Origin of the sequence: Streptomyces sp. NPDC001373 (assembly GCF_042895815.1) — a bacterium.
Lineage (GTDB): Bacteria > Actinomycetota > Actinomycetes > Streptomycetales > Streptomycetaceae > Streptomyces.
In genome coordinates this window covers 159,723-172,307 of the sequence record NZ_JBIAWQ010000008.1, presented here as the reverse complement: position 1 = coordinate 172,307, position 12,585 = coordinate 159,723, and the positions used below count along the sequence as shown (strand labels likewise).

Genomic DNA, 12,585 nt, shown 5'->3' with positions numbered 1-12,585 from the left:
GTCACGCCCCCAGGCTCCGGACGACGTACGTCATGTGCTGGACGTTGCCGACACGGAGCCAGACCGCGGCGTTCCCGGTGCCGGCCGAGCCGTGGCCGCGCCCGCAATCCCGCAGCCAGCTCTCACCCGCGCTGGCCGTCGCACCCCGGAAGTCCGGCAGTTCGAGGAGCTGCCGGGCTGCGGCCCGGTTGACTGCGGTCCGGTCCTCCCCCCGGGCCAGCACCTTGGCGAGGACAAAGGACTCCTCGGTGGTGTAGCGGAGCACTCCCCATGCCGGGCCGCCTCGTCCGGACGACGGCTCGCGACCGATCATCCGGGCGGGCTGGATGCCGTAGTCGCCGTAGCTGAGCCAGGGGACGTAAACGCGGTCGCCGGCGGTCAGCTCGCGCCAGACGTGCCAGTCCGCGCGGGGTTCGGGGCGCAGCCCCTGCTCCAGCATGTCCGCGGTCACCTCGGGGAAGCCGCCGCTCAAGGCTGCGGCGGTTCGCCACGGCGCCAGCGGCATCAATGCGTCCAGCGCGCGCAGCGCCTCCTTCCCGGCGTCCGGCCGGTCCGCGCGGACCGCCCCCAGGTCGAGGAGGAGGTCCGTCTCGACGGCCGGATCCGCGCGGGCGAGCAGGTCACGGACGGTCTGGGCGGAGTCGTCGTCCCACTCGCCCGCGAGCGTGACGCGTATGCCGACGCCGCTCCCGCTGCGCCGGGCCGTCTCCAGCGCCGCGGTCTGCTGGAACTCGGGGCGACCGGGGCCAGTGACCGGGCGCAGCGGACTCAGTTCACCCAGATCTGACATCACGTCGGCGAGGACGGCCAGTTGTGTCTCGCCGGCGAACGGGGCGTCGAGCCAGCCCGGTCGGTGGCGCTGAACCCTGCTCGCAGCGTGCGCCTCGCGCCGCGTGTGTGCGATGAGCAGCTCCTCGGGCAGCCCCGGTCGCGGAGGGAGGTTCCAGAGCGGCATGACGGCCGCCTGAATGGCCGGACTCAGCTGCTCGTAAGCCGCGGCGGCGTGCGGGCGGGTCGGCAGGACGGGAACGTACAGCGGTCCGGACATGGCGGCTCCCCCTTGGCTCAGCCCGTGTCCTCTTGCCTCGCTCTTCAGCATCAGTTGCGTGGCCATTTCGCGGAATGACGCCTTTTCAGCCCACGTGGCTGGAATGCACAAGAACCTGGTACCGCTGTGACCAGCGAGGTACTGTTCGTGATGCTCGGTGGCCGAATCCTCTGCGCAGCACACGCGCATGACAGTGCGTCTGCCGTGACGGATGCTTTGTCGACACCGGCCGTGCTGTGCCCGGCTGCTCCATGATTGGGCACGTGGCTTGAACCACCGGCTACTCGGACTGACAGTGCGGAACTTCCGTACGTTGACGGACACCAAGCTGCCCCTCGGCCCCTTGACGGTCATGGTGGGGCCCAACGCAGCGGGCAAGTCGAACGTCCTGCATGCCCTGGAGTTTCTGGGTGATGTGGCCCGGCAGGGAATTGAGCCGGCATTGGACTCCCGGGGTGGATTCGATGTGCTGGCCTTCCGTGGTGGTCGCCGGCCCGTGTCGCGCATCTCGATCGGCCTCGATGGCGTCTGGTCGGATTTCGCATCCCTGGAAGCCCCGGACCGCTATGAGCTGAGCATCTCTCGGCCTCGGCTGCCGGGGTCGTCTCCTGCCAGGTACAGGATGTTCCGACAGGAACGCTTCACGCAGCATCCGGTGGAGGGCTTCGAGACCGCCGCCCAACTCACGAGCAGTTCACTGAAGCTCGACAGCGCTCTGGAGTCGGACAACCAGGGGAAAACGCTCGGCAGTGTCGGCAGGCCGCTGTCCAGGGCGGTCACGTATCTCCCCGGCCCGCCGGCAAGAACCGTTCCTACGCGGACTTCGTGGAGGACCTGGCGGCCTGGCATGGGGCGGCATAGGCCCACCGGCGCAAGGGCTGCTATGCCCGCTATACGGTGGTACTGATCATCAGGGCATCGGCAAGACAAAGGGGACCGTCGTGAAGCCCACCATGGCCGCCGCCCAGCTGCGCGGCAGTCTGACGCAGTACCTCACGACGACGTACGCCCTCGCCGACGAGGACACCCGGCGGGCCCTGGAGCGCTTCCTCGGCCACCCCGAGACGGGCATCTTCCGGGGCCCCTACCTCCGGATCAGGACCCCGTTCCACCGCGCCGACGACAGCTGGCAGCGGGAGCTCGAGTGGACGGCCGGCTTCCCCGGCTTCGCGCCCTACCGGCACCAGGCCAAGGCGTGGACACGGCTGTCCACCCTGCACGGTCCCGCCCAGCCGACGCTGGTGACCACCGGTACCGGATCCGGCAAGACCGAGTCGTTCCTCATCCCCGTTCTCGACCACTGCCGCCGTCAGCGGGCCCAGGGCCGCCGCGGCATCAAGGCGGTCCTGCTCTACCCGATGAACGCCCTCGCCACCGACCAGGCCGGGCGCATCGGCGAGTACCTGAGCCGGCCGGAGCTCGCGCAGGTCACCGCAGGCCTCTACATCGGCGACCGGCCCGACACCGACTTCCGGCGGGTGATGACGCGGCGCGAGGAAATGCGCGTCACGCCGCCCGATGTGCTGATCACGAACTACAAGATGCTCGACCTGCTCCTCCAGCGCGGTGAGGACCGTTCGCTGTGGGAGGGCGCCGACCTCTCCTACGTCGTCCTCGACGAGTTCCACACGTACGACGGGGCCCAGGGCACCGACGTGGCGATGCTGCTGCGCCGCCTGGCCTCCGCGACCGGCGCGTCACGGCCGGGCAAGCCCCTCGGGTCCATCTGCCCGGTGGCGACGTCGGCCACCCTCGGAGAGGGCACCGCGGGCAAGGAAGCCGGCGGCATCCTCGATGTCGCCTCGCGCGTGTTCGGAATGCCCTTCCCCGCCGACTCGGTCGTCGGGGAAGAGCGGATGTCGGCCGAGGAGTTCACAGGCGCCGTCGACTACGAGCTGCCGGAGCCGCCGACGCCCCAGGAGGTCATCGCGGTCTCGGGCGGTCCCGGCGTGGAGGCGCAGCCCGATCTGCTCGACCTGGACGGCCTGGCCGCCAAGATGCTGGGCCGCTCCGGCCTCGACGCCTTCCGCATCGGGCGGCTGCTCAAGCGGCACGATTTCACGCACGGCGTCCTGTCGCTGCTGGGCGGGGAGCCGTTGGACGAGTGGGGACTACGGGACAGGCTGGCCCGGTTCGGATACTCGTGGGGGCGCACCGCGCGGGAGAATCCGCAACTCGTCCTCCAGGCCCTGTCCCGGTTCGTCGCCCTGCTGTCGGCCGCCCGGGACCCGGAATCCGATGAGCGCAGCCCTCGCCCCCTCCTGCACATCGAAGCGCACCTGTGGGTCCGGCCCGTCACCCGCGTCCTGCGCGGCGTAGGGCCGTCCCCGGAGTTCCGCTGGTACGAGGACAACCGCACAGCTGCCCGCCGGGCCGCCCTCAACGCCGCTCCGCTGGCCGACGAAGATCCTGACGGAGCCTCCGGCGGTTGGCCGTCGGCGAGCCGTCCACAGCCGCTGCCCGGCACGGATACGGCCGTACGCCCGGCCGAGGTGCACCTGCCCGCCGTGTACTGCCGCAACTGCGGGCGCTCCGGCTGGGCAGCCCTGTCCCCCGAGACTGATCCGCAGCGGCTGGTCATGGCGCAGGACCGGATCTGGCGGGCTGCCGTGGGCCGAGACAAGCGGCGCATCCGCTACTTCATCTCCGCCACGCAGCGAGAACGGCAGCAGGTCTTCGACGCCCTGACCGGGGCCCGGCCGTCGGACGGCGGGGTCGACCCGCTGTCGGTGGTGGTGCTGGACGGCGGGCAGGGCACCTACCGGCTGCCGGTGTCTGCGGATGCCACCGAGCTGATCGATGCCTGGTTCGCGCTGGCCCTGCTCGACAAGAAGTCTGCCGACCGGGCTGCGAAGGACGACCGCTGCCCCGCCTGCCACACCGACAACAGCATCCGCTTCCTGGGTACCTCTCAGGCAGCCCTCGCCTCGGCGACCGTCACCCAGCTGTTCACCGGTGGCGAGATCGCGCTCGTTCCCGAAGAGCGCAAGACGCTGCTCTTCAACGACTCCACCCAGGACGCGGCACACCGGGCCGGCTACGTGGCCAATGCGTCCTACAAGTTCTCGCTGCGGTCCCTCCTCGCGCACAATCTGGACGAGTCGGGGGCGCCCACCGCGCTCAACGACCTCATCGGTCATGTGCTGGAGTCCGTCGACGACCCGGACGCCCTGGCCGCCGTCGTGCCACCCGACCTGCACGACGAGCCGGGGGTCGACCGGCTGCTGTCAGGGCGCGGAACCGGCGACGCCCGCACCTGGAAGCTGATCGGCGAGCGCCTCGCCTTCGCCACCGTGATGGAGTTCGGGCTGCGCAGCAGGATGGGGCGCACCCTGGAGCTGACGCGGACCGCCGCGGTCGACGTCGTCGTGGACGAACCCGACCGGGTCACGGACATCGCCCGCGATCTCCATCTTTCCCTGCCGGGGCAGCTCCTGGCCACGGGCGGGCTGCCCACGCCCGAGCGCTACCTCGCCTACGTACGGGGGATCCTGGAGCGCCTCAGGTTGCGTGGTGCGGTACACCACCGCTGGCTCGACACCTGGATGAGGGAAGCCGGTACCAACCGGTACCTCATCTCCGGCCGCAGGCCCGACGGCATGCCCGCCTTCCCCGAAGGCGTCGCTCCACCGCGTTTCCTGCTGGACGGCCAGAAGGACAAGTCCGAGTTCGACGCCATCACCGGACGGCTGGGCTGGTACCAGGACTGGACGCGCAGGTGCCTGGACCTGGATGCGGCCGGCGCCACAGAATACCTGCGCAAGCTGCTTCCCGCCCTCGCCGACCAACGGGTACTCGCGGCACGCACCACGAAGGACCGGCAGACCAGGATCTACGGGCTGCAGCCCGGGCACATCCAGGCGCAGTTGCTCGACGACTCCGTCGTGAACAAGGCATTCGTGGGCTGTGAGGACTGCGGCTGGCAGCAGGTCGTGGCGCCCGAGCGCCTCACCCGCTGGTACGGACACCCCTGTCCCCGCTACCGGTGCAAGGGACAGCTGACCGCTCCCCAGCCCGGTATGCCGAGGAGCGGATCCAGTTCTTCCGGGTTCGGTGGGTCGGTTCGTGAGCGTGACTACACCGGCGACTACTACCGTCGGCTCTACTTGACCGGCGGCACCTTCCGGGTGGTCACGGCAGAGCACACGGGCATGCTGAGCCGGCCCGAACGGGAGCGCGTCGAGCGCAGTTTCAAGGCCGGTACGCACTACACCGACCCCAACGTCCTGTCGTGCACGCCGACCCTGGAACTCGGCATCGACATCGGTGAGCTGTCCGCCGTCCTGCTCGGCTCGCTGCCCGCCGGGCCCGCCAACTACGTACAGCGGGCAGGTCGGGCCGGACGCCGGACGGGCAACGCGCTCGTGGTCGCCTTCGGCGGGCGCAGGGCCCGCGATCTGTACTACCTGGACGAGCCGCGCGAGATGATCGCCGGGACGATCCTGCCCCCGGGCTGCTACCTGTCCGCTGTGGAGATCCTCAGGCGGCAGTACACGGCACGGCTGCTGGACCTCGCGGCACGTGGCGAGCTGCTCACCTCCGACGGCGAAACGCTCTCCCCGGTCCCCCGGCTGTCCTCGGCGCTGTTCGGCACCACGGGCTGGTGCCAGGACCTGGCAGACGCGGCACAGACCCACGGTGCCACGCTGGTCGAGGAGTTCCTCAGCTTCTTCCCGGACGGAAGCGGGCCCGAAGCCCCCGACGGCGCGGGGGTCTCCGCGTATGCCGCGGAGGAACTGAAGGCCTACGCCACCGGCGGGATCGTCAGGGCACTGCAGGAAGCCGAAGAGGACTGGACGGGACGGCGCGAGGAACTCCGTCGCAGGATCGCCGCGATCGACGAGGCCGCCGGGCATCTGGTCCGTACGGACACCGTGCAGGACCGTGAGCGCCGGGAGCTGCTCGCGGAGCGGCGCAGCGCCGGGGACCTGCTCCGGGAGCTGAGCCAGTCCAGTGCCCACGGCACGCTGGTGGAACTGGGGCTGCTGCCGAACTACAGCCTCACCGACACCACCACCCAGTTGGAAGCGACCCTCTACTGGACGGAGACCCGGGACGACGAGGAGGGTGCGCGGGCGGAGAACCCCGCTGCGGATGCGGCAGGCCGGATCTACCGCAGCGAGACGCGCGACTACGAGCGCTCCCGCAAGCTGGCCCTGACGGAACTCGCCCCCGGCAACAGCTTCTACGTCAACGGCTACCGGCACGTCGTGCGCGCGCTCGACGTCGGCACCCCCGACCGCAGGGCCTGGTCGGTGTGGCGGCTCTGTCCCTCGTGCGGGTACGCCCGTACGCACCACAACGCCAAGGACGATACGAGTCCGTGCTCCCGGTGCGGCGGTCGGGAGATCGCCGATGCGGGATGCGTGCAGTACGTGCTCCAGCCGAGGCGGGTCATCTCCCGTGACAAGCGGGACGACGCCCGGGTGCGAGACGACCGTGACGAGCGGGACCGTCGTCACTACGCGGTGCTGACGACGGTCGACGTCGACCCCGAGCGGATCGCCCCGGGATCCTGGCGGCACGAGACAGCCGTGTTCGGCGTGGACTTCACCCGCCAGGCGAAGATCCGGACGTTCAATCTGGGGCTCGACCGCGAGGAAGGGAGCAGCACGGCACCGCTCGCCGGTGCGGACGTGCGGCTCAATCCCTTCTACGTCTGCACCAGTTGCGGAGGAGCCACCGCAGAGGGACGTCCTGTTGTGGACGTGCCTCAGCACGCGCTGACCGAGTCGGGGGCGACCAGCACCCCGGCGGCAGCACACCACCTGCTGTGGTGTCCGCGCCGCCGGGGCAAGGGGACCTCCGCGGGCGACGCAGGCGAGCAGCAGGGCAAGGGCCAGGACGTCCCGTTGCTCCTGGCCCACGAGCTGAGCACCGAGGCCGTGCGCGTCCTGCTGCCCGCCTCCGTGGCCCGGGCCAAGGAACGCTTGGCCTCGTTCACCGCCGCGTTGTTCGCGGGAATCGCCGCCCAGTACGGGGGCGACCCGGACCACATCGACATCGCCGAGGCGACGATGCCCGATCATGCGGGCACCGACAGCTCGGACTGGCCGCGGCGCTTCCTCGTGGTCTACGACCGCCTGCCCGGAGGCACCGGCTACCTGCACCGGCTGGCGTCGGCCGACGGCTTCCGGGACGTGCTGCTCAAGGCGCGCGAGGTCATCGAGAGCTGCGGCTGCCGCGAGAAGGGACTCGACGGCTGCCACCAGTGCCTGCTGCGACGCGTTCCCGCGGCCGACTACGACAAGGTCAGCCGCAACGAGGTGCGGCAGATGCTGGACGATCTGCTGGGCGCGGACGGTGAGCGGTGGCAGACCGCACCGGTCGAGACGACCCGGCACATTCCGCTGGAACGGCAGGCGGAGAGCGACCTCGAGATCATGTTCATCGACACGCTCCAGGACTGGGCCAGACTGTCCGAGTCCCAGGCCGCAGCCGACGCGTACACGACCTCGGCCGGTTCGTACGCCCTGGATCTGCGGCTGACTGCGGCCGACGGCACCACCGTGAGCTGGCGCGTCTCACAGCAGCGCGCACTGGACGGCACACGGCCCGACATACTCCTCGAACGCCTCGATGCGCCCAGCCCGCGTGTTGCCGTGTACCTGGACGGCTTTGCGTACCACGCGACCCCCGCACACAACCGGCTGGCCGACGACGCCGCCAAGCGGACCGAACTGCGCAGCAGTGGGCTGCGGGTGTTCCAGTTGACGTACGACGACGTCAAGGAATGGCGCGAGCGTGTGCGCGACACCGGATATGCGGGGGCAGGCCCGGTGGACCCGGTCTGGGAACCGTACGGGACGGATGCACAGAACCGGGCGCGTGACTACTTCAGCCGGGTGGGCAAGGGGCTGCCCGGTGAGCTGTCCGACTCGGTGTGGGTCAATCCGGCCCGGCTGCTGCTCGCCTATCTACGGTCGCCGGACGCACTGCGCTGGCAGCGCCGGGCGGAGGCCGCTGCCGCCGGTCTGATCGGGACGGCGGGCGTCCGCGGCGCTGCCTTCGGATCCGACACTGTCGGTGTGGGCATCCAGGACGCGCTGCAAGGCCGAACGGTCACTGGCTCGGCCGGGCCCGTAAGGCTGGTCTACGGGCCGGACGGCTCCGGCTGCCGACTCGTCCTTGCCGCAGACGGAAGGCGCACTCCACCGGTGTGGACGGGGATTGCGGTATTGGACGACAGTGCGGCGGCCCTGACCGATACGCAAGTGCATCGGCGGCGCTGGCGGGGCTGGCTGTACTGGAGCAATGTGCTGCAGTTCCTGGAGCAAGGCGGCGGCGACAGCGTGCAGCTCACCAGCAGCCTGCTCGACGGCTTCACGACCGACGTGCTCACCGTGACCGGCGGTGAAGGGTGGCTGCCCTCAACCCGGATCGGGATCCCGGTAGCGGAGCCTGCCTTGGCCGTCACCTCCACGGCACCTGTCGAGGAGGTCGCCGGCGTCCCGAACGGCGAAAGGACAGCCGCCCCAGTCGAGTCGCCCGTGACGCCGGCAACGGGAAGAGATCCGGCATGGGACCAGGTGCTGGAGTACCTGGATCCGGACGAGGCCGGCCTCGTGGACCTCTCCCGGGCCCTCGCCGATGCGGGTGTGCCCGCCCCCCAGGACGGCTACGAACTGGACGAGCGTGGTTGGCAGGCAGAACTGGCCTGGCCTACCGTCCGCATCGCAGTGGTCCTGGCCCCCCGCACAGGAGGCCCGGAATCCACCGAGGAGCCCGACTACGAGTCCGCAGACCGGGACGAGGCATTCGCGGCAGCCGGCTGGGACGCACGCACCGCCACGGCCTGGGACGCTGCCGAGCTGATCGTCCGGTTGACCCGTCAAGCCCAGAATCACGACAGCACCGACAACGGGGAGCACAGGCAATGAACACCTCGGGCGTGACGCTGCGCCTGCTCGACAAGGCCGACAAGGAGATCCTCAAGCTCCCCCGCACGGTCAAGGGCGCCTTCTTCGACTTCCAACACAAGTTCAAGGCCAACCCGCACACGACCGGGCTCAAGCTCCAGCAGCTCAAGGGCGACAGCAGGATGTGGTCGGCGCGTGTCAGCGACGACTACCGTGCCCTGCTGCTCAGACTGGCCGATGACGACTGGCTGATCGTCTCCGTCAAGCACCGCAAGGACGTTTACGACCGGCTGTCCTACGCCGTCAACCAGGTGACCGGCGGTATCGAGTACGTCGACCTGGAGGTGGTGGAGGATAGCGTCCTTCGCCGTCTCCCCGCCCCGCCTTCGGCCCCTGCCGCTGCCGCTGCACCCGAACCGGTCAAACCCGAAGAGCTCTTCGCCGACTGGTCCGACACCCAGCTGTCGGATCTCGGCGTAGCCGCGCCGTTGCTGCCGGTCATCCGGACTCTCACCACCGAAGACCAGCTCCTCGGATTGATCGAATACGCCCCCCAGCTCACGGGTGAGGTGCTGCTCGCACTCTTCGACGGCAAGTCGTTCGACGACGTGCTCGACCAGGTGACGACCCCCGTAGCCGCCGCCGAGCCAGTCGATCCGGAGGACTTCCAGGCTGCCGCCGAGCGCCCGGCCACGGTGGTGACCACGTCCGACGAGACCCTGCGAGAAGCGCTGGAGGGCGGCGACTTCGGCCGCTGGAAGGTCTTCCTCCACCCCACGCAGGCCAAACTCGTGGAACGTCGCTACTCGGGCCCCGCCCGGGTAGGGGGCGGCCCGGGCACCGGCAAGACCATCGTCGCCCTGCACCGGGTACGTCATCTCGTACGACAGCTGCCGCCCGGCCGTGACAAGCCGGTCCTCCTGACCACGTACAACAAGAACCTCGCCGCAGATCTCCGTTCGCGTCTTCTGGAACTGGGCGGCGAGGAGCTCGTGGCCCGGGTCGACGTGAGCCATGTCGACCAGCTGGCGCTGCGTATCGTGCGGGAAGCCGAACCCGGCAGCGGCAAGCAGGCGATAGACGACAGCCAGGCCGTGCGCGAATGGCGTGCGCTCCTGGACGAGCTGGGCGAGGAGGGTTGGGACCCCGAGTTCCTGCACGACGAATGGACCCAGGTGATCCTCGGCCAGGCCGTCGCCACACGGACCGACTACTTCCGTGCGCGTCGCGCCGGGCGCGGCCGGAACATCACCCGCGGCGAGCGCGCAGAGATCTGGCAGCTCGCCGAACGCTTCACCCAGCGCCTCGACCGCCTCGGACGGCAGACCTGGGACCAGGTGGCCGAGCGCGCCGCGCGGCTGGAGATCGGGCGCGAGCAGCGCATCCTCTCGATCGCGCGTCAGCGGGAGGAGGCGGGAGGGCTCGACAACATCCACCTCCAGGACGGTTCAGGGGGCTGGCTGCGCTACCGGTACCGGCACATCATTGTGGACGAGGCACAGGATCTGCGCCCTGCGCACTGGAAGATGCTCCGGGCCATGGCCCCGCGCCAGGCCGACGACTTGTTCCTCGTCGGCGACACCCATCAGCGCATCTACAAGAACCAAGTGACACTCGGCAGCCTCGGCATCAACATCAGGGGCCGTTCCTCGAAGCTGAGCCTGAGCTACCGCACGACCCGGCAGATCCTCCGCTCGGCCCTCGACGTACTGGGGGAGACCTCGTACGACGACCTCGACGGCGCCGACGAGACGTTGGCCGGATACCGGTCCGTGCTCAGTGGGCGAGTGCCTGCCGGTCACCCGTTCGCCGACTGGGCGGCGGAACGGGAAGGCATCGCGGCTCTCATCAAGCAGTGGGACGAGGACCCGGAGTCGAGGATCCCGCACGAGCAGATCGCGATCTGCGTGCCGACGAACCAGATGGCGACCGAAGTCGCCTACACACTGAGTCTGCGCGGAATCCGCCCCGTGGAGATCCGCTCCGACGGCCCGAGCGGGAGTGAGGGCGTACACATCGGCACCATGTTCAGATTCAAGGGGCTTGAGTACCAGCGGATGATCATCGCCGGCGTCACTGACGGTCTGGTGCCGCGTGAAACTGTCAGTCGTCTTCGTACCACCGATCCGGTGCGCTATCGCCATGAGATGCAGCGCGCCCGTTCCCTGTTGTTCGTCGCGGCGACACGCGCGCGGGACAGCGTGGACGTGTTCTGGCACGGAACGCCGAGTCCCTTCCTCGGCCCGGCGTTCACAAGCAGCTGCTAGCGAGACTCGAAGCAGGAAGGACAGGGCGGGCACCCGGCCGGCCCTGATCCGCACAGGACGCGCGCCTCGTCGGCACGGGAGAGGGGAGCGGGCGCCTCGGTCCGCGGTGGCGGATGGGGGCCCGATCCAGGTTCCGCACTGGGCATAGAGGTGCCGAAGAGCCCTGTCACGGCCCGGCCCAGCAGCTCGCGCAAGGGCGGAAATACGGCCGCCATGCTCAGTAGGCCCATGACGGCCATCATGTCCGTGGCCGCTCCTCCGCTCGGAAACACGGCCGCACCTGTGAAGAGGGCCGCAGCGGTCACGAGCCAACCAACTCCGCGCAGCATGCGGTGCCACCATAGGTCCGCGGTCGTGAGCGCTGCATCGTCCGATGCCGGTGCGTGAGTCAGCAGGTGCGCGCTCACGACGACGAGGCTGTTGCGCTGGTCGCGGCCTCTACAACTGTGTTGCAGGGCGTTGGAGACCAACCGGGCCATTTCGCATACGGCCGTGCTCCGTTCCTCCCCCTCGGACAAGAGATAGCTTTCGTTGAGGTGTCCGAGTGCCGCGATCAGCCGCTCCGTATCCTGGCGGACCCGCTCCCGTGTGGTGGCCGGCATCTCGCGTGCCGTGTACTTGGCCTGGGCCCGTAGGGCACGGCACAGCTGGCGGAAGGCCTTGGCCTCGGTATCGAGTGCCGAGTCCTGGGACCGTTGCCGGCCCGGCAGTACCAGCTCCTCAAGGAAGAGTGCCGCCTTCGTGGTTGCCAGACCGGCCGCATCGGAAACAGCGACAGCCCTTACGTCGGCAGCCATGAGAGCGATGGACACCGTGCCGTATCCCGCGAGAGCCACGAACATCCACAGGGACGCGAGCGGCGTCCCCTCCGGTGCGGTGCGCGGCGGCAGAAACGGCGCCCAGGCGATGAGCAGGGGCGTCGCTTGGAAGGGCACGGCGGCACACCTGCCGGCGACGAACCGGTGCCACCGGTCGACGAGCTGCGTCCTGTCCGGCCTGTCCGCCGCGGGTACACCCTTCTCCCCCAGGCCCGCCAGCAGCGCGTCGACGCGCCTTTCGCAAGCCCGACGCCGCACAGCCTTAACGCCAGGGATCCAGCACACTGCACGTCCCGGCACGCGGCTGCGGGTGAACCACAGCATGCCGATCCACATGGCCTCGAACAGCGTCCAATAGGCCCAGTAGTAGGAGAACTCCACAAACGCCGTCCACGCCATGGACGGCAGATTGGCAGACGGCGCAAGCAGGCCACCGTAGAAGGAGAAAACTTCACCCCTCGGATACAGCCAGAGCCCATGCGGGACGGACTATCCGGATGACAGGGCTGAGGGAGGAGCCCTGTTCCTGCTGACTGACGGTGTCGTCAACGTCGAGGGCGAGGGCTGCCGGCTGCTTGAGGCAGAGCCGGACT

The 12,585-nt window shown here is 69.6% G+C and carries 5 protein-coding genes; 3 read left to right on the top strand and 2 right to left on the bottom strand.

The genetic code is table 11. The features are described from left to right. Nucleotide 1 precedes the first annotated feature (1 nt). Nucleotides 2–1,048: a beta family protein gene (locus tag ACFY15_RS20045; RefSeq protein ID WP_390825858.1), complete on the bottom strand. Its 1,047-nt coding sequence runs from the start codon at nucleotides 1,046–1,048 to the stop codon at nucleotides 2–4. 211 nt (nucleotides 1,049–1,259) lie between these two features. Here ACFY15_RS20045 and ACFY15_RS20040 point away from each other — a divergent pair, with 211 nt between their 5' ends. The 3 genes from ACFY15_RS20040 to ACFY15_RS20030 are packed head-to-tail and all read left to right on the top strand — an operon-like array spanning nucleotide 1,260 to nucleotide 11,174. Further along, nucleotides 1,260–1,955 (top strand): AAA family ATPase, encoded by a 696-nt coding sequence (locus tag ACFY15_RS20040; protein WP_390825857.1) that lies wholly within the window; start codon nucleotides 1,260–1,262, stop codon nucleotides 1,953–1,955. 34 nt (nucleotides 1,956–1,989) lie between these two features. Next, the gene (locus tag ACFY15_RS20035) at nucleotides 1,990–8,928 is read left to right on the top strand and encodes a DEAD/DEAH box helicase (RefSeq protein ID WP_390825856.1); all 6,939 of its coding nucleotides are present in this window, start codon (nucleotides 1,990–1,992) and stop codon (nucleotides 8,926–8,928) included. Further along, the gene (locus ACFY15_RS20030; protein WP_390825855.1) at nucleotides 8,925–11,174 is read left to right on the top strand and encodes a UvrD-helicase domain-containing protein; all 2,250 of its coding nucleotides are present in this window, start codon (nucleotides 8,925–8,927) and stop codon (nucleotides 11,172–11,174) included. Before ACFY15_RS20035 ends, ACFY15_RS20030 begins: the two co-directional genes overlap by 4 nt. Here ACFY15_RS20030 and ACFY15_RS20025 read toward each other — a convergent pair. Beyond that, nucleotides 11,171–12,373, bottom strand: coding sequence for a hypothetical protein (locus tag ACFY15_RS20025; RefSeq protein ID WP_390825854.1), 1,203 nt, complete (start codon nucleotides 12,371–12,373; stop codon nucleotides 11,171–11,173). The genes ACFY15_RS20030 and ACFY15_RS20025 overlap by 4 nt on opposite strands. Between the last annotated feature and the right edge of the window lie 212 nt (nucleotides 12,374–12,585).